At 33.6% G+C, this 17,234-nt stretch carries 26 protein-coding genes and 1 tRNA gene; 5 read left to right on the top strand and 22 right to left on the bottom strand.

Translation table 11 applies throughout. From position 1 onward, the window contains the following. Position 1: 1 nt before the first annotated feature. The 6 genes from JMA43_RS04825 to JMA43_RS04800 form a co-directional block, all read right to left on the bottom strand. A complete protein-coding gene (locus tag JMA43_RS04825) occupies positions 2-136 on the bottom strand; it encodes a hypothetical protein (RefSeq protein ID WP_342155247.1) in 135 nt (44 codons plus the stop codon). Between the two features lie 93 nt (positions 137-229). Continuing rightward, the gene (locus JMA43_RS04820; protein WP_342155246.1) at positions 230-1,294 is read right to left on the bottom strand and encodes a hypothetical protein; all 1,065 of its coding nucleotides are present in this window, start codon (positions 1,292-1,294) and stop codon (positions 230-232) included. 217 nt (positions 1,295-1,511) lie between these two features. Beyond that, entirely contained in the window at positions 1,512-1,820 is a 309-nt protein-coding gene (locus tag JMA43_RS04815) for a hypothetical protein (protein ID WP_342155245.1), read from the bottom strand. Next, the gene (locus tag JMA43_RS04810; RefSeq protein WP_342155244.1) at positions 1,804-2,010 is read right to left on the bottom strand and encodes a hypothetical protein; all 207 of its coding nucleotides are present in this window, start codon (positions 2,008-2,010) and stop codon (positions 1,804-1,806) included. The genes JMA43_RS04815 and JMA43_RS04810 overlap by 17 nt, the downstream gene beginning before the upstream one ends. Next, positions 2,010-2,264, bottom strand: coding sequence for a hypothetical protein (locus JMA43_RS04805; protein ID WP_342155243.1), 255 nt, complete (start codon positions 2,262-2,264; stop codon positions 2,010-2,012). The genes JMA43_RS04810 and JMA43_RS04805 overlap by 1 nt, the downstream gene beginning before the upstream one ends. Positions 2,265-2,278: 14 nt before the next feature. After that, positions 2,279-2,668 carry a hypothetical protein gene (locus tag JMA43_RS04800; protein WP_342155242.1) on the bottom strand — a complete coding sequence of 130 codons (390 nt, stop codon included), beginning with the start codon at positions 2,666-2,668 and terminating at the stop codon, positions 2,279-2,281. 118 nt (positions 2,669-2,786) lie between these two features. Here JMA43_RS04800 and JMA43_RS04795 point away from each other — a divergent pair, with 118 nt between their 5' ends. The 3 genes from JMA43_RS04795 to JMA43_RS04785 are packed head-to-tail and all read left to right on the top strand — an operon-like array spanning position 2,787 to position 4,385. Further along, positions 2,787-3,416: a S24 family peptidase gene (locus JMA43_RS04795; protein WP_342155241.1), complete on the top strand. Its 630-nt coding sequence runs from the start codon at positions 2,787-2,789 to the stop codon at positions 3,414-3,416. An 11-nt stretch (positions 3,417-3,427) separates the two neighbouring features. Continuing rightward, positions 3,428-3,943, top strand: coding sequence for a hypothetical protein (locus JMA43_RS04790; protein ID WP_342155240.1), 516 nt, complete (start codon positions 3,428-3,430; stop codon positions 3,941-3,943). A gap of 10 nt (positions 3,944-3,953) precedes the next feature. Continuing rightward, positions 3,954-4,385, top strand: a complete 432-nt coding sequence (locus JMA43_RS04785; protein ID WP_342155239.1) for a hypothetical protein — start codon at positions 3,954-3,956, stop codon at positions 4,383-4,385. Positions 4,386-4,572: 187 nt separating this feature from the next. On the opposite strand, the gene JMA43_RS04780 is transcribed toward JMA43_RS04785, so the two are convergent. The 11 genes from JMA43_RS04780 to JMA43_RS04730 all read right to left on the bottom strand — a co-directional run bounded on the left by JMA43_RS04780 (position 4,573) and on the right by JMA43_RS04730 (position 8,280). Further along, on the bottom strand, positions 4,573-5,151 hold the full coding sequence (locus tag JMA43_RS04780) for a hypothetical protein (protein ID WP_342155238.1): 579 nt from the start codon (positions 5,149-5,151) through the stop codon (positions 4,573-4,575). Beyond that, complete coding sequence (locus JMA43_RS04775; RefSeq protein ID WP_342155237.1) at positions 5,105-5,245, bottom strand: hypothetical protein; 141 nt, start codon at positions 5,243-5,245, stop codon at positions 5,105-5,107. Before JMA43_RS04775 ends, JMA43_RS04780 begins: the two co-directional genes overlap by 47 nt. Before the next feature lie 72 nt (positions 5,246-5,317). After that, on the bottom strand, positions 5,318-5,503 hold the full coding sequence (locus JMA43_RS04770; RefSeq protein ID WP_342155236.1) for a hypothetical protein: 186 nt from the start codon (positions 5,501-5,503) through the stop codon (positions 5,318-5,320). Then, positions 5,487-5,759: a hypothetical protein gene (locus JMA43_RS04765; RefSeq protein ID WP_342155235.1), complete on the bottom strand. Its 273-nt coding sequence runs from the start codon at positions 5,757-5,759 to the stop codon at positions 5,487-5,489. The genes JMA43_RS04770 and JMA43_RS04765 overlap by 17 nt, the downstream gene beginning before the upstream one ends. 5 nt (positions 5,760-5,764) lie before the next feature. Then, positions 5,765-6,142: a hypothetical protein gene (locus JMA43_RS04760; protein ID WP_342155234.1), complete on the bottom strand. Its 378-nt coding sequence runs from the start codon at positions 6,140-6,142 to the stop codon at positions 5,765-5,767. A 70-nt stretch (positions 6,143-6,212) separates the two neighbouring features. After that, a complete protein-coding gene (locus JMA43_RS04755) occupies positions 6,213-6,440 on the bottom strand; it encodes a hypothetical protein (protein WP_342155233.1) in 228 nt (75 codons plus the stop codon). A gap of 46 nt (positions 6,441-6,486) precedes the next feature. Next, the gene (locus tag JMA43_RS04750; RefSeq protein ID WP_342155232.1) at positions 6,487-6,813 is read right to left on the bottom strand and encodes a hypothetical protein; all 327 of its coding nucleotides are present in this window, start codon (positions 6,811-6,813) and stop codon (positions 6,487-6,489) included. 61 nt (positions 6,814-6,874) lie between these two features. Then, positions 6,875-7,117, bottom strand: a complete 243-nt coding sequence (locus JMA43_RS04745; protein WP_342155231.1) for a hypothetical protein — start codon at positions 7,115-7,117, stop codon at positions 6,875-6,877. Between the two features lie 13 nt (positions 7,118-7,130). Next, entirely contained in the window at positions 7,131-7,559 is a 429-nt protein-coding gene (locus JMA43_RS04740) for a hypothetical protein (RefSeq protein WP_342155230.1), read from the bottom strand. Between the two features lie 28 nt (positions 7,560-7,587). Beyond that, positions 7,588-7,914: a hypothetical protein gene (locus JMA43_RS04735; protein ID WP_342155229.1), complete on the bottom strand. Its 327-nt coding sequence runs from the start codon at positions 7,912-7,914 to the stop codon at positions 7,588-7,590. Positions 7,915-7,917: 3 nt separating this feature from the next. After that, the gene (locus JMA43_RS04730; protein WP_342155228.1) at positions 7,918-8,280 is read right to left on the bottom strand and encodes a hypothetical protein; all 363 of its coding nucleotides are present in this window, start codon (positions 8,278-8,280) and stop codon (positions 7,918-7,920) included. Between the two features lie 139 nt (positions 8,281-8,419). On the opposite strand from JMA43_RS04730, the gene JMA43_RS04725 reads away from it, so the two are divergent. After that, positions 8,420-8,623 (top strand): helix-turn-helix domain-containing protein, encoded by a 204-nt coding sequence (locus tag JMA43_RS04725; protein WP_342155227.1) that lies wholly within the window; start codon positions 8,420-8,422, stop codon positions 8,621-8,623. Positions 8,624-9,113: 490 nt separating this feature from the next. Here JMA43_RS04725 and JMA43_RS04720 read toward each other — a convergent pair whose 3' ends face one another. Next, entirely contained in the window at positions 9,114-10,331 is a 1,218-nt protein-coding gene (locus tag JMA43_RS04720) for a phage integrase SAM-like domain-containing protein (RefSeq protein ID WP_342155226.1), read from the bottom strand. Between the two features lie 142 nt (positions 10,332-10,473). Between JMA43_RS04720 and JMA43_RS04715 the strand changes: the two genes are divergently transcribed. Beyond that, positions 10,474-10,548: transfer RNA gene (locus JMA43_RS04715), tRNA-Pro, on the top strand. 235 nt (positions 10,549-10,783) lie between these two features. On the opposite strand, the gene JMA43_RS04710 is transcribed toward JMA43_RS04715, so the two are convergent. From JMA43_RS04710 to JMA43_RS04695, 4 genes are all read right to left on the bottom strand, one after another. Then, positions 10,784-12,235 (bottom strand): TolC family protein, encoded by a 1,452-nt coding sequence (locus JMA43_RS04710; RefSeq protein WP_342155225.1) that lies wholly within the window; start codon positions 12,233-12,235, stop codon positions 10,784-10,786. Further along, a complete protein-coding gene (locus JMA43_RS04705; protein ID WP_342155224.1) occupies positions 12,225-15,470 on the bottom strand; it encodes an efflux RND transporter permease subunit in 3,246 nt (1,081 codons plus the stop codon). The genes JMA43_RS04710 and JMA43_RS04705 overlap by 11 nt, the downstream gene beginning before the upstream one ends. Positions 15,471-15,493: 23 nt before the next feature. Beyond that, a complete protein-coding gene (locus JMA43_RS04700) occupies positions 15,494-16,579 on the bottom strand; it encodes an efflux RND transporter periplasmic adaptor subunit (RefSeq protein WP_342155223.1) in 1,086 nt (361 codons plus the stop codon). A 165-nt stretch (positions 16,580-16,744) separates the two neighbouring features. Then, complete coding sequence (locus tag JMA43_RS04695; protein WP_342155222.1) at positions 16,745-17,161, bottom strand: hypothetical protein; 417 nt, start codon at positions 17,159-17,161, stop codon at positions 16,745-16,747. Positions 17,162-17,234 lie beyond the last annotated feature (73 nt).

The raw sequence follows: 17,234 nt of genomic DNA, 5'->3' as shown, positions 1-17,234 counted from the left end.
TTTAGTTATTAATTATATTTCTGTTTGTTTTTAATTCAAGGAAATAATCGTTTAATCTCCTTTTCTCGAATAAATTCTGCTCCTCGAAAGTGTTTGCGTTTACAGTCCACTTTCCGTTGATTACTTCTGTTTTCATCTGTGATTGATTTAGCTATCTCAATAGTTACTATTGCTATAATTACACATAAGGCAAGTATTATTGAGAAGATTAGTAATGCGTTAATTATCATTATATCTCTATTGACTTTTCTTTTATGTAATTACTTGTTTTATTCAATAGTATCTGCACCTGCTTCAATACTTCTTTAGCTTCTTCGCTCTTAACTTCTGGTAGTTGAATTTTTAAAATGTTCAAAGCAAGCTCTTGTAGTTTTTGTTTGTCTGGTGCTAATCTTGCTTCTTTTTCAGCTAAAACTCTTGCTTCTTCTTCTTGCCTAGCTTTTGCTTCTAATTCTCTTTTTGCTTTTTCCTCTGCTTGTTGCTTAGCTTTTATTTCAGCTTCTAACTTCTTTTTAGCTTCTCTTTCTTTTTTAAAAATAGCTTCTTGTTCTTCCTTTTCCTTTTTAAGACGCTCGTTTTCAATCCTTATTCTTTCTTGCTCTTTTTCATAATCTCTTTTTGCGTTGGATAGAGATTTTAAAAGGTTCTCAAAACTCTCGTCGCTCATATTTCTTAAATCATTTGATTCAGAAACAAATTGAGCATAAGGCGCTATTTGAATTTTTCTTTCACTTTCTAATGCGTTTAGCCTTTCATTTTCGATTCTTAACGCTTCTAGTCTTTTTTCTTCTTCCTTTGCTTTTTCAAAAGCATTTTTACTATTTTCTAAAAGTTGCAAATAGCTTTCCTCTGGCATTTCTTTTAAGTTGTAGAAAGAAGAATCTACATCGTATTTTAAAAGTTCTAATTCTCTTTTTTCTTTAAGTTCTGCTTTTTGCTTTTCTTCATGTATCTTTACGAAGTCCTCTTGTTCTTTTAAGTGGTTTTCTATTGGCTGAATTAGGTATTTAATAACATTCGCAACACCATCTATTGCCTTGCCTTTTCTTAAAGATTCTTCTTTTAGCTCTTTTCTCTTTTTCTCTACCTCTACACGAATATTTTTTAAAGCTAGCCTTGCTTCTCTAGCCTGTTGCATTAATTCTGTTTCGTCAGCGCTTTTAACGATTATCTTAAAAGCCTTTTCTTTCCATTGGTCTGCTTGATTGAAAAACGGGTCAAAAGTTTCTTTAAGACTTAACTCTGTTTCTTTAGATATTCCTATTTCTGCTATTTCTTTTGTTAGTGTTGACATGATTATGTTTTTTAGTGATTAATTATTAATTGCATACGCTGCTGATTTACCTAAGTCTTTTAACTTCTCGTGCAAAAGCTTTAAGAAGTTGCCTATTTGATTCTTCCAATTCTTTAATTTTGTTTTCATAACGTTTTGACTTTAGAAACAGTAGAACATTATTAATAGTTATTAATGTGAGTAGGATTGATATTAATACGTGTTCTAGTGTCATGGTTTATACTGTTCTTTTAAATTTTGATTGGTAATAAGCTTCTAAAAAACTCTCTAAGTAAAATCGGTCTTTAATCTCTGGATGGCTTTTAATTTTCAGCTTCTCAATCCATCTGTTAACCGTTGTATATCCTTTGCCCTCTATTCCGAGTTTCTGCTTTATGTAATCTCGACTTACAAGTCCTTTTGCTTCTTCTCGGTTGGCTATTGATAGCAGGAATTTCAAAGTTTTCGTATCGATAATCTGTACATCGTTTTCCTTTAAAAAGTCCTCTATCGTGGTTGTTTTGCCTACTTTAACTGACTGGTTCATGTTGGTTTTTTAATCGCTTTGTTAGTTCTCTATCTACATCGCTTAAAAATTCATCTGGAATTTGCATTCCTGCGCCAAACCAATGATTTCTAAGTGTGTTATAAGTTCTACCTACCTTTTCAGACAAGTCGAGTAAAAACTTTGTCTTTTCTTCTAATCGGTAGTATTTCTCTCTGATTTCTCTTTTCATTACGATGCTTGTTTCAGTTGTTCGTTATCTATTCTAAATCCGTACTCTAATTCGATACGTTTTTGTAATACTTCTTTCATCGGGATAAAGCTTCCATCTGCTCCGTAATCGTTCATTGCTGTAATACAGTCAATGAATATCCATTCGCCTTTTATCATAAATTCAAGACTACCAGAGCAGTAGTTTGGATACTGCTCAAATTTCACTCGGTAGTTTAAAGTTGCTCTACCCTCTGTTAGTACATTTGCTTTCATAGTTGATTGATTTTTTATATAAACATTGCTTGTGATACTCCGTACATGCTATAAGTGTCGCTTTCGTATTCTGATTCAAGTTGCAACTCCTCTTCTCTTCTCATTTCCTCTTCTTCTTCAATCTCTTTGAATTTGTTGTCTGCTATTTTTTGAAGTTCTTCAATTTGCTTTTCCGAAAAGTTTATATCTAAGTAGTTATCTCCTTGCTCTAAGTACGATTGACGTGTTTCAACTTTAAAAGGAACATCATTGTATTCAGAAGCAAAAAAGTCTAATACGTAATTCTCGTATGAACTTGTAAAGGCTACACAGTTATAATCCTCGTCAACATACTCTAACCTATCTACAAGCTCTCTAAAAACCTTATTTGAAATCTCTACACTTATTTTGTCAATTGTTTTCATATCTTTGGTGTTATTGTTTGTTGTTGTTGATACAAATATATGCACATTGTTCGTATCTACCAAATATTTTATGCATAAAAATGCATATTGTTCGTAAATAATTTATAACTAACTGACTTTGAACGCGATAGAAATAAAAAATAATCGAAAAAAATTAGGTTTAAATCAAACCGAATTTGGAGAATTGCTCGGCGTAAGCCTTAGAGCAGTACAGTATTGGGAGAAAAGCGAAAGAGAAATGCCAGAAGCCACCCAGAAATTACTCCAATCTATTATGAACGAACAAAGTTCACATAATACTAATGTGCAAAATGTGCATAATACACAACCAGACACCAAACCAACACCTTATTACGATATAGATTTTACTGCAAGTTTTTTAGAAGTGGAAAACAACCTACAAACTAAACCAGACCGATACGTTACGCATCCGTTTTTTGAGGGGTGCGACTTTATTGTTAGAGCTTCAGGGCAATCAATGGCAAAACTAATTAGGCACGGCGATGCAATAGGACTTATAAGAATACCTAATTGGCAAGACTTTTTGCCTCTTGGAGAAGTTTACGCAATAGTTACTAAGAATGGTTTCCGTATGATTAAGATAATTACAAAAGGAAGCGACAAAGAGCATTATACATTAATTAGCAAACCGAGCGACAGCAAAAAAGACGAGTTTCCACCGCAGGAAATACCGAAAAATCAAATATTACACATTTATAAAGTTCAAGCATCAAGTCATTTATTCTAAAACAACAACCAATGAAGAAACTATTAATACTATTCCTTATATCATACATAGGTAATTCGCAAGAATTTAAGTATGATGAAAACGGATTCATAAATAAAGAAGTTGTTAGAACTGTTAATCTTTCTGCAGAAGAAACCCAAGAAAAAGTAAGTGAATGGATCGAGTATTATTATAAAAATCCAGACTTTGTAAAAAAAGGAAGTGTTGACAGCAAGTTTCTACGTTTTAGCGGAATGAGAGAGTATGGAAATAAAAAGATTGGTATGGGTGTTGTTGTTCCGTTTAACTTATATTATACACTTAGAGTAGATTTTAAGAACGAAAAATATAGATTAGTTGTTGAGCAAGCTGATTATGTTCCAGAAGGAACAGCTGTAATTTCTAAACAAAAAGTAAAAGGCGGAAAGAAGTTAAAGCAGGCTTATGAAGAATATTATACGGACGTAATTAATGATATTAATTCAATAGAAATTTCACTTTACAATTATGTTTCTGGAAAAGAAAATTTAACCTCTGATAATTGGTAATACTTAAACTATGAAGAAACTACTTTTAATTTTATCGATAACGCTATTTGTTTCCTGCTCGTCGGATGATGATAGTAATGAGAATAACGATAATTCTATTTACGGAACTTGGAAGCCTTATGCAAGTCAATCGTATAATCCAGAAACAGACGAAACAACAGAATTAACTTATTTTACTGATTGCGCTCAAAATTCAAGATATACATTTAAAAGTAATGGAGACCTCATAATAACATCGTACTCCAGAAATGTAGACAACGAATGTATTCTAAGAAGTGAAAACGAAGTTATAGACTGGCGAATAGTAAGCGAGGGAGTTCTTTATATTGAGGACTCCGATTCAGACTTTTACTACCAAGTAAACGAAAACGAATTAAGGATTGAAGAAATAGACGACTATAACGACGATACAAACGATATAGTTATTTATAAAAGAATTTAACTTTATTTAGAATTATTCTAAATAATTTGTTATCTTTGAATACAACTGTATTTAAGCCTATCCGAAAGGATGTTTAAGTTTTAATTTTTCATAAAAAAACCCTATTATTCCAGAAATAGGGTTTTACTTTTTTAGTTCCTCGAATAGTTCATCAGTCAATTCCTTATCATCTATCCAAGTGTTTAGTTTATTGATTACATTCGTTAAGCGGTCTTTCCAAGTGGTCAAATAACGTAAGCTCATAATTCTTTTTGTCTTTAGGTTGTATGTAGGTTTTCTTTACGTGAATTGTAAACTGTAATAATGATTTTACAACAGCTTTTAACTCTTTAGTGGTTTGGTTGATTGAATTATTAAGATACGAAAGAAATGCAGTAGTAACAACAGTAATAGTAAGTAGTATTAAATAGTAATACGTCATGTTCATATCCTCTTTTGAAGCGTAGATAGTCCATGTAATAAAGAATACTCCAGTTGCCGTAAACAAATGCGAAGCAACTAAAAAAGGTCGTTTAAATTGCGCTATAATGTTGAACGAAACAAATCTACAAAGCGTACCTACACAAGTTAACGTAATTGGAAACCCTAACGCATACAATAAGGTAGATAAATAAGTAAATCCGTAGTTGTTTATCTCAATGTCGTTTTCACGTAAAAAAAAGATGTGAAAAAAAGGAGCAAACGCTCCTATGATAATCGTTGAATAAAGAAATAAATTCTTAACCTCTATCCCCTGGCGGTTTAATTTTGTCTTTTTCGATTCCATATAGTTGAGTGGTTTTGTCGGCTGTATCGTGGTCGCAAGATTGAAGTGTTACTGCTCCAAGGATTAAAGCCATAATTAATACTAACTTCTTCATAATAACAAATTTATAAGGTTATACTTGTTACAAATATAAATTATTTTTGTTACTATTTAGAATGATTCTAAATTATTTTGATGTTATTTTATTTAAGTGATTTTCTATTTGATTATCAATACAGCTTATTTGTTCTTCAATAATTTGTTTTTCATTTAAGAAATTAATGCTATTTGCGTCAGTGTTTTTAATTCTATCTACCAAACCTGCTCTTTGTTCAGTTAGTCCGATTATTAGGTTTTCAATTATTTTTTCCATTTTCTTTTTCTTTAGAAGTTAAATCTTTTTTTATTTCATTCGCTAAATGTTCGGCGCCATCTTTAAAACCTTTGATGTATTGTTCTTTATTGCTTTTATAAGATATTAAAACCATTGCTAAAATAAGGAATACCCATCCTAACATTTGAACCCATCCGTGAAGTTTGAAACTAAAAGGGTTAAACTTAATTTCTGGTTTCCCTATAAAAATAAATAACATTAGTAAGGAAATAATTAAAATTAATGTTGATTTCATAATTACTATTTTTGATTATTATAAATTTCGTTAAACTTTATTATTGCTTGTTTCTGTGCTTCTTGGCGGGTTTCTAAGTCTATTAAATCAAAAATAAACTCACCTTTTTTGTTGTAACAAAGAACACAAAGTGTACCATCCGTAAGTAATAAGTCTATTCCCATTTCACCTAATGCTGTATATGGGTGGATATAAATTTCAAATCCCTTTGAGTCAGCAAACTCTTGAATTACTCCGAATTGCATTGGTGTTGGTAAATCATAGAAATTCACTAAAACCATACCTACTCTTAATGCTAATTCACCTAAGAATGTTTCAAGTGTATTATTTTCTTTTGCCCAACTTGCAAAATCTTCCTCGCATTGTCCGTTTAGTGGTTTCATTCTAATTCAGTGTTAAGTATTGCTCTTTTACTTCGTCTAATAGTGTCATAATTGTTTAGTTTTATTAGATTTAAGAACGCCACGCATTAAGTAAGCCCTTTAATTCGTTTTGTTGTTTTCTCCACTTATAAATCGCCATATTTAAGCAATCGTATTTTATTCGAGTTATTCTAAGTTCTTCTTCAAGTTTGTGTTGAGAGTAAAAGCTTATCTTGTTTTCTAAGTCCTTTACTTGGTGTTCGTACCTTTCAATTGTTTCTTCGCTATCGTTTAATATTTCTTCTAATTTATCATCCATAATCATTTACTTTTTGTTATTAATGTATTTGCATTATATATGTTTGTTAGCAAACATTACTACATTCGGTTTTAAAGCTATCTAAAGCATAATTAAAAGCAGTTTCATCTTTCAATAGTTCGTTACTTATCATCTGTGTGTTCATAACACCACGCTTTCTATAAAACAACATAGACAAACCTCTTTTTTCTAAATCATCTGCATTTCTGAAATCATAGTCTGTTATATAAATGTCATCGTATTTTGTTTTATAAAAGCTACAATCTAAAACAAAACTCATTCCTTCGTGAAGTTCTGTTTTTTTAAATCCGTAACGTTTGCTAACATTGTGTATAGCAAATGCCTTAATGTATTCTTGGTTATTTTTACTCATAATTTTAATATTTATGTCTTTTAATTAGGTTATGTGTAGGCACTTGCCATACACTCGTCCGTTATGTGGCATTATCCAAACAACGATAATCAATTGAATTAGGTAAGTTATCTAAAGTGTAGCAATGCGAAAAAGCATCTATGTAAAAGTTTGTTACTATTCCTTTATAACCTACTTCGTAGTCGTTTTGTGCTTTAATAACAACAACTTTGTTGCCTTCTTTAAACTTTGGCTTATCAGTTTTGTAGGCACTATTTTTTGGCATTTTTGCTATGTAACCCATTTTACCATAATTAATGTACATACTGCTATTTTTTTCATAAATCATTTATGTTAATTGCTAGATTATTTGGTATTAAATTGAATACATCGAAATGCCATTCGAAAAGTTTTGATGTTACAGAATGTAAGTCTGACCAGGTAGTCCAAGAATCTAATTTAAAATGTAATAATTCTGGGTTATGATTCAATTCGAAGCTTCCGAATAAGTTTTCTATTTCAGCTTCTGGGATAAACCTCCTACCTTTGTGTTCTATTTCTTTTGTTAAATCACTTAAAGGTCTTAGAATTGGTTTTATTTTGTCTAGTGCAATGTCTTTTGATAGAATACCTTCGTTACAGATTTCTGCCTTACCATAAGAAAACCCCATTAAATCTAAAGGGTTAAAAAATTCATATGCATCATATCTATTTACTTTAAGGCTATAAGGCAAATAAGGTGCTAAATGTTTTAATTCTAATTTCATAATCTTAATTATTAGTGTTGTTTAATATCTAACATAATTTACAATATTTTTTTTCTAGTTCATTGTATGCAGACATAGATAATGTTTCTTTTAAATATCCTTTTTCAGTTTTTATAATTCTATAATCATACAATAAACTTCCATCTTCATTTACTAAAAACATTCCAGGAATACCTTTTAATCTAATTACGCTTGGCTTATACCATCCGCTATTTCTTCCACATTCTAAATTGATAGCAGTTAAACAAGGCTCTATGTTTTCAAAAGTTGTGTTTCCAACCCAGTCAGTCTCATTTATTGTTTTAAGTATTTCTGTGAAAATTTTATTTTCTTTTGTGTTTTTTAAAGCTGTCATAGTTTATATTATTGTTGTTACTGTGTAGTTTTTCATTAATACTTTAAACCCTCCGCTTGGATAACCTCCTGTACCTCCGAGTTTCTGAACTAAAGAAACCACTTCGTTCGATAGTATCTCGTTTTCAATTTCTGAAATGTCATAGCCTTTTACCCTTTCAAAGTATCGTATAATTGCGTGTTCGCTTACTTTAAGAGTATTACTACTGTCAAGGTTACTAATCTTTTCTTTAAGGTTTTTAACAGCTTCTAATTTTGATACGTACTCTTTTTGTTTGTTGCTTAATTCAAGTTTTAAAATTTCCGCATCCGCTTCAAGCGTCTTTAATTGCGACTTTAAACCTTTTATTATTCTTACTTCTTTCATTTATGATTGAATTAATTACATTACAAATGTAGTATAAATTATTATATAAACGTAATATTTTATAATAAATATATCATATTTAAATAAAAAGACTTATATTTGTATTATGATAAAGCGATTATTACATAATTTTAACCCTATGGCTATAGGGGAAGAAATAAGACGAGCGCGCAGAGCAATGGATTTGACTCAGAAAGATTTAGCGACTAAGGTTTCCGAAACGCAAGGGGTTAAATTAAGTCAAAGAGAGGTTTCGCAACTTGAAAAAGGAGCAGGAAACCCTACTCTAAAAAAGTTAGAAGCGATAGTAAAGGTTTTAGGTAAAGAATGGGTATTAAAATGAAAAACTTATCATTATACATAGCAGTTTTAGTTATGATAGCATTAACTATGTACGTTAGATTTTCAAATCCAGAATTAACAGAAACGCAATTACTAATTCAGTATTGGTACGTGTATCTTGTATTGTTAATTACCGTAATTGCGACAGTATTTAAATCTGAAAAAAAATAAAGTCCTTTGATTGAAGATAAACGCCGATGGATTGAGGTTTCTCGGTCGAATGGCAAACTGTACTAGCAGTTGTGTTTATTGTAAATGTAATACGTGGTAAGGTCGTTGTATTGACGTAAAGGCTCCCCCGCTATTACCCTACTAGAATTTAGGCAAAGGACTTTTTAAAATTAACTAAAGCCGAAACAAAGGTTAAGAAACGAGTTAGATATACAATGCGAGAATAAAGCCTTAATCGTAGCTCTCCTGTAAAATCGTAAGGGAACAGGCAAACACCCAACAGGCGTAAGGAAAAAGTATTGACACCCTCTCGGTTTTTATTAAAAAATCAAATCTAAAACCTTATCATGTTCTTTATCTTGAACCTCGTAAGGAATATTGCCTTGATACCCGAATGTAGTGCCCTCTGGAACGTGTCCTTGTATATTCATAATAATAAGGTCGGATAATAGCAACTGTCCTGCAAACGTTCTGAAAATGTATCTCGGTGTTTTAGTTGCCAATGCTCCTATACCTAATTTCTTACTAACTGTATTTAACGACTTTCCTACTCGACTTCTGTACATTGTGTACTTCTTTGTTTCTGGATTAGGAATAAAACTAAAAATACGCTCGCTTTCTTTATCTCCGTATTTGTCAATTATCGACAAGGCAAATTCTGACAATTTATTATCTACTAACGGATTAGATACATTTTTATTTCGCTGTTTAAATCGTTTGAATTTAATTCTGTCTTTGTGTATGTTGGTCCATTTTAGATTTGCTATATCTGCGTAGTCGTGTCCACCTATTGCTATTTGAAAAAGAAATATCTCTATATTTCTGGTTACCTTGTACATTTGATTTTTTGGGGTGTACATGGATTCATAACCAAACAGTTTTTTTATATCTTCGGGCGTGTACGTATCAAGTTCTTTCCCTTTGGAACGTTTTATACCGTGTCCGACAAAAGGATTATCTTCTTTTGTTTTTTTACGTTTTTTAGCTTGATTCCAAACGATACTTGATGTTCTAAGGTAGTAAGATAAACCACCATCATTACACCCTGTACGACGCTTATAAACAATGAATTTACTAACCCATTCAAAAGTAATATCTGAAAGTCTTAACGGCTTCATAACCTGAAACGGCTTAAACTCTCTTATTATATCTTCGTAGGCTTGCGTACTCTTTCCCTCTAACCTTTTTTCTTCAGCTATTTGCTTAATGAATTTAATCCAATCAACGCTATTACTTTGCTCTAACCTCTCTAATTTATGTTTTAGTACAATTATTTCCGTTTCTTCTGTTACTCCTCCCTCGATTACTCTTAATGAAGTTTCAAAATCAAGCTTATTATCATTGCAGTATTTCAGCTCTTTTATTAGATTCGCATTACGTTCTATTATAGTAGCTGTTTGCTTTAATTTTTTTGTTTGGCTGTAAGTGTATAACGGTATAATTTTATCGTTACGTTCACTATCACGAACACGAATTTTAATTGGATAGCCGTTTTTTGTCTTACGCCTTGTGTCTACTATGATTGTGGCTTTTATCATTGGTGGTTTTAAAATGTTAAAAATTTGCACAAAATTTGCACACAAAATAACTAAAAATATGCCAAAATATGGTAAAATTCGATAAAATAATGAGTTTTAAAAAGGGCAGTAAAATGCTCTAACCCCGCAAATACAGGGTTTTCGGGATGTAGCTTAGTCCGGTTAAAGTGCACGTCTGGGGGGCGTGAGATCGGAGGTTCGAATCCTCTCATCCCGACTACATTACAATATCCATACAATTAATCCTTTAATTGTAATCAAACAAAAACCCTTTCAGAAATAAAAGTCTGAAAGGGTTTTATCTTTAGTAGTAATGGTAACGAACTACTAAATCGAGAAATGAAACCTTATTACTTTACTGAAACTATTAAAGTCATAAGTAAGAATTAATCCTAAAAAGTGTAAGAACGGGGGAACCTACTAACACTATTTTTCAAATCAATAAAAAGGGATTAATTCCATCCACCACCGAGGGCACGGTACATATTTACCATCGCACTCATTTGTTCTTTTTTGGTTTCAACAAGCTCGAATTTCGATTCCAACGCATCGCGTTGCGTCATTAAAACCTCCATGTAATCTGCTCGAGCAGATTTAAAGAGAATGTTTGAAATTTCAATAGACTTCGTTAAGGCTTCAACTTCTTTATTTTTAAGTTCATAACTCTGTTTGACGTTTTCAATTTTCGATAACTGATTTGCAACTTCCACATACGCATTCAAAACAGTTTGCTCGTAATTGTAAACTGCTTGTATTTGCTTTGCGTTTGCACTATAATACGTTGCTTTAATAGCGCTTCTGTTAATTAATGGCGCTGTTAACTCTCCTGCAATATTGTATAACAACGACTCCGGAGAAGTGAATAAATACTGCGTATCAAAAGCTTGATAACCTATTCCTGCTGAAATATCTAAACTTGGATAAAAACGTTTTTTAGCGGCTTTTACATCTAGTTTTGATGCTGCCAATTCTAATTCGGCTTGCTTGATATCCGGACGATTTTCCAACAATTGTGCTGGTACTCCTGCATGAATAATATCTGGTGTTAAAGTTGCAAATGTTGCGACATCTCTTTCGATATGCTGAGGATACCTACCCAATAAAAAATTGATTTTATTTTCGGTTTCTGTTATTTGCTGCTGAATGTCGTACTGTAAACTTTTGGTATGCAGAACTTCGGCTTCAAATTTTCGCACTGCCAATTCGGTTGCCTTTGCTGCTTGCTTTTGAAGTTTTACAATTCGTAAGGCATTGGATTGAATTTCTACATTCTGACTAACAATTTCCAACTGATTATCGAGTGCTAACAACTCATAATAAGAGTTTGCTATTTCAGCAATTAAATTGGTAATAACAAAATTTCGTCCTTCAACAGAAGACAAATACCTACTCACGGCTGCTTTTTTTGCATCGTGTAATTTACCCCAAATATCTACTTCCCATGAAGCGTGAGCTCCCAACATAAAATCTGGTAACGGATCGGGCATTTCCTCTCCTGGTCTAATTTCGGTTGTAGCATCATTGGCACCCAGACTGGTATAACGTGCGCGCTTTTCCAAGCCTGCTCCAGCACCCAAACCTATAGAAGGCATATACTCCCCTTTTTTGGCTCGTACTTCACTTTTTGCAATTTGGATTTCTTGCAATGTAATATTAAGCTCTTTATTGTTTTGTAGTGCTGTTGCTATTAACGAATCCAAATACGGATCTTTAAAATAATCTTGCCATTTAATAAGTGCTGTATTTACGGTATCTGTTGTTTCAGAATTAAATTGTTCAGGCACCGAAGCATCTGCTTCCAAACTTTTTACAGCAGGCACACAAGAATAAAGACTTGTTGCAGCAACAAACCCAACAACGCCCAATTTTAGTGTTTTGTTTAGTATTCCTTTTTTATTTTTCATCCTTGTTGCTTTTCATTAATTTTTTCAAGAGTCGGTTCATGCCTCTTAGCTTCACCTCAACATTATTTTTTGCTTCACTCTTTCTCATAAACTCTTCTGAAACAGGTTCGGTATTTTCATCTTTTATAAGCGTTCTACCGTCTGCCATTTTTCCGAAGATAAAATACAATCCAGGAATTATTAACACTCCTAAAATTGTTCCGATAAGCATACCTCCCATTGCTGAACTACCAATCGTACGGTTTCCAATAGCTCCTGCTCCTGTTGCAATTACAAGAGGAATTAATCCAGCTACAAAAGCAAAAGACGTCATTAAAATTGGTCTGAAACGCACTTTTGCACCTTCTACAGCGGCTTCTAAAATTGTAGCTCCTTGCTGCCTTCTTTGCACAGCAAATTCTACAATAAGCACCGCATTTTTACCTAGTAAACCTACCAGCATAATCACTCCAATTTGGGCATATACATCGTTGGCTAACCCTGTTAATTTCAGCAATAAAAAAGAACCAAAAATTCCGACAGGTAAAGAAAGAATAACTGCCAACGGTAGCAGGAAACTTTCGTATTGTGCAGCCAAAACTAAATACACGAAAATGAGAACAACACCGAAAATGTAAATCGATTCGTTACCGCGTGAAGCCTCATCGTACGACAAGCCTTCCCAACCAATATCGTAACCTCTAGGAAGCGTTTGCTCGGCTACTTCTCGAATGGCTTTAATTGCATCTCCACTGGTATAACCTGCGGCTGGTAAACCTCGAATGGCCGCCGAATTATACAAGTTATAACGTGTAATTTCGTTTGGCCCTAAACGTTTTTCCATTTTCATAAATGCTGAATAAGGTACCATTTCCCCTTCATCATTTTTGACAAACAACTTCTCTAAATCCGATGGCATTGCTCGGTACTCTGGTGCTGCCTGTGTGTACACTTTGAAGAATCTTCCGAATTTGATAAACCCTTGCTCATACGTACTACCAATAAGGATGTTAAGGTTTTCCATGGCTTTACCAATAGAAACTCCTTTTTGCATGGCAGCTTTGTTGTTTATTACCAACTCATACTGAGGGTAATTTGCAGCAAAAAAGGTAAACAAGCCTGTAATTTCTGGGCGTTTTCTCAAGGCTTCCATAAAGTTGTCGTTTACTTTTTCAAACTCATGGAAATCGGTAGAACTTGTTTTATCAAGCAAACGCACCGAAAATCCTCCTGAAGAACCAAATCCTGGTACAGCTGGCGGTTCAAAATACTCGATGACAGCTCCTAAATCTTTGGTTTCCTCTTCCAATTCTTCCATGATTTCGTGTACGCTATGTTCGCGTTCCGACCATGGTTTTAGGTTAATCAAACACGTACCTGCGTTAGAACCACGCCCTTCCGTCATGATTTCATAACCTGCTAAAGAGGAAACCGATTGAACACCTTCTGTTTCTTCACATATTTTCTGAAGTTTTCTGGCAACTTCATTGGTACGCTCGAGCGTTGCCCCAGGAGGCGTTTGAATAATTGCATAAATCATTCCTTGGTCTTCATTCGGAATAAATCCAGAAGGAAGCACTTGGTTGGTCACAAATATTCCTACACAGAAAGCTCCCAACAATCCAAATGTTACCACTCTTCTGTTTACAATCAGTTTTAAAACCTTTACGTATCTATCCGTTAGTTTATCAAATTTGCTATTAAACCAATCGATAAACTTATCGACTATTGATTTTTTACGTGCTTTTCCGTGGTTATTTTTCAAAATCATAGCACACAAAACTGGTGTAAGTGTAAGTGCTACAATTGCTGATAAAATAATAGCTGCCGCCATTGTTATGGAAAACTGACGATAGAAAACCCCTACTGGCCCCGACATAAAAGTAATCGGGATAAATACAGAAACCATCACCATTGTTATCGCAATGATGGCTCCTCCAATTTCACCTAAAACTGCATACGAAGCTTTATACGGACTCAAATGTTCTTCTTCCATTTTAACATGGACGGCTTCTACCACAACAATGGCATCGTCGACCACAATTCCGATTGCCAATACCAAGGCAAAAAGTGTAATTAAATTGATGGAAAGTCCAAACATTTGCATGATAAAGAATGTCCCAATCAGCGATACAGGCACAGCTATAATTGGGATTAACGTAGAGCGAACATCCCCTAAAAACAAGAATACTACAATGGCTACCAAGATAAAAGCATCTCTTAGCGTATGCACCACCTGCTCTATCGAAGCGTCTAAAAAGTTAGACACATCATAACTTATTTTATAATCTACACCTGGCGGAAGATCTTCTTTGAGCTCTTTTAATTTTTCTTTTACCGATTCGATAACGTCTTTACCGTTACTTCCAAAGGTTTGTTTTAATACTATGGAAGCCGAAGGATTTCCGTCGAGATTGGAATAAATATCGAAAAACTCGCTTCCTAACTCAACATCGGCAATATCTTTGAGGGTTAAAATCTCTCCATCTTCATTGGCTTTTATAATGATGTTTTTGTAATCTTCAGGTTCGTTATATCGTCCTTTATAAGTTAAAACATACTCGAGCGCTTGGGCTTTTTTACCAGAGCTACGCCCTAATCTTCCTGGCCTTGCAATGATACTTTGCTCGTCCATTGCTTCTAAAACTTCTTCCGCAGAAACTTTATAAGCACGCATTCTATCTGGTTTTAACCAAACACGCATCGCGTACTTTCGGCTACCTAAAATTTTGGCACTTGCAATCCCTTTGATACGCTGAATCTCTGGAACAATTTTAGTATAAGCGTAGTTGTATAAAAACTTCTCGTCGCTGTTTTTATTTTTACTGAAAAGGTTTACATACATCAACATACTCGGTTGAACGGGAGTAATGATTACCCCTTCCCTTTGAACCAATTCTGGCAAGAGTGGCATTACTTGATCGACTCTCGTTTTCACCCTCACTACTGCTTGGTTTGGGTCGGTTCCTGGTTCAAAAATAATACGCAATGTACCTTCTCCTGCACTGGTAGCATCCGAAGCAATATAGCGCATGCCTTGCACTCCATTTATTGAAGTTTCTAACGGAATTAAGGTTGAATTAACAAGCACATCGGCACTTGCTCCAGGATAGGCAATAAAAATATTTACGGTGGTTGGTGCTATTTGTGGAAACTGGGATATTGGCAACTGCTTCATAGCGAGTAAACCTGTAAACACAAGGACTACAGAAATTACGATTGCCAACACCGGTCTTTTTATAAATTTACTAAACATGGTGTTGTAGTTTTAAGTTTTAATTATTCGGCATACATCTCGAGGCTAGCAATTACCGCTGCTGGTTTTTCTAAATCGTAATGGATTTCCTCTCCATTTTTAACCATTCGGATACCTTCTAACAAGATTTTATCATCTACCGAAAGTCCTTTTTCAACAATAAATAACTGAGGTAATTCCGCAGCAACAGCTATTTCCCTTTGCTGTACTTTATTGTCTTTATCTACTACAAACACATATTTTTTATCTAACACTTCGAAAGTTGCTTTTTGTGGGATAATCAATGATTCTTCGTATGGAACTTTCATCAAAATACTCCCTGTTTCTCCGTGTCTTAAAAGTCCGTCTGGATTTGGAAATGTTGCTCTAAACGGAATGTTTCCCGTTTCATTATTAAACTCAGCCTCGATAGTTCCAACCTTTCCTTCGTGTGGAAATATTTTATTATTTGCCATCAGTAAGCTTACACTTACAGGATTTTCTGGACTCACATTGGTTGTGTAATTCAAATATTCGGCTTCCGGAACGTTGTAATACACCCACATTTGGCTGTTATCAGACAAGCTAGAAAGCAATTCTCCTTCGTCTATCAAACTCCCTTCTCGTACATGAAAACGGTCTATAATTCCATCGTAAGGCGCTCTAATTTCTGTAAATTGTAAATGTACATTCGAAAGCGCTAATTCGGCTTTTGCTTTATCAAATTTGGCTTTTGCCATTGCCAATTCGTTGGGCGCAACAATGTCGTTATCGGCCAAATTTTTAGTGTTTTTATATTCTATTTCAGCAAAATTAGCTTCGGCTTTAGCCTTTTCTAATTCGGCTTCATAAAGTGTTGGCATAATTTGAAAAAGCAAGTCGCCTTTCTTTACATGCTGTCCTTCATCAACATAAATTTTTTGAAGATAACCACGCTCCTGCGCTCTTAATTCAATATGTCTAATGGATTTTATTTGACACACATAATCTTGTGTAATAATGGTGTCTTTAATAATAGGTGTAGTAACCGAAAACTTAGTTTCTTCTTTGGTTTCTTTTTCTTTTTTTGACGAGCAACTTGTATGGCTAACCAAAGCACACAAGCTCATCACTATGAACATCTTCTTCATAATAATTTTGCTTTTAAAGCGTAAGAATTTATTAATTGATTTTTCTAAATTGAATAAACACAGAACCCCTATCTAGCTGCCGTAAAGCAACTAAAACTTGTGTTTAATTTTAACATTGCGGATGCAATACGAAGGTGTAAGGTTTACCTTCGGAATACTTTAAAATCAAATTCGAAAGACGCGGAAAATCACGTACAATCTGTAAGCAGCTATTTGTAAATACTGACTTACTTGAAAATTATGTTCTTTTTGAAAAGGTAAAAATGCAGCAAAGGCAAACGAAAGCACCGTTGTACCTAATAAACTTTGGTAAGCTACACTTTTTTTATGAGGAGTTAATTCTTCTTCTACTTCACTTTCTACAACATGAATTTTATGACTTTTCTCTGTTTTTTCAGAATAAACAGCTTGGTCAAAAAAATGTATGTTTTGAAGTAAATTTACATGTGTATTTTCAGAAGCATAAATACTTTTTAAAACCGAAGCATTGCCAGAAGCTTCTACACTGTTTGCGTGTAAAAGTCCATATCCACTAATGAGGATAATTGCTAGCGATAAAAAAAGCTTTAAAAATCGATTCATTACAACATCAATTGGTTTTTGATGGCTTGCAGAACACTTTTCCTTACATGTAGTTTCAGAAAAAGTTATTCAG

The sequence above is a fragment of the Joostella sp. CR20 genome (genome assembly GCF_038433465.1).
Classification (GTDB): Bacteria; Bacteroidota; Bacteroidia; order Flavobacteriales; family Flavobacteriaceae; genus Galbibacter.
This window is presented reverse-complemented; position numbering and strand designations above follow the sequence as displayed.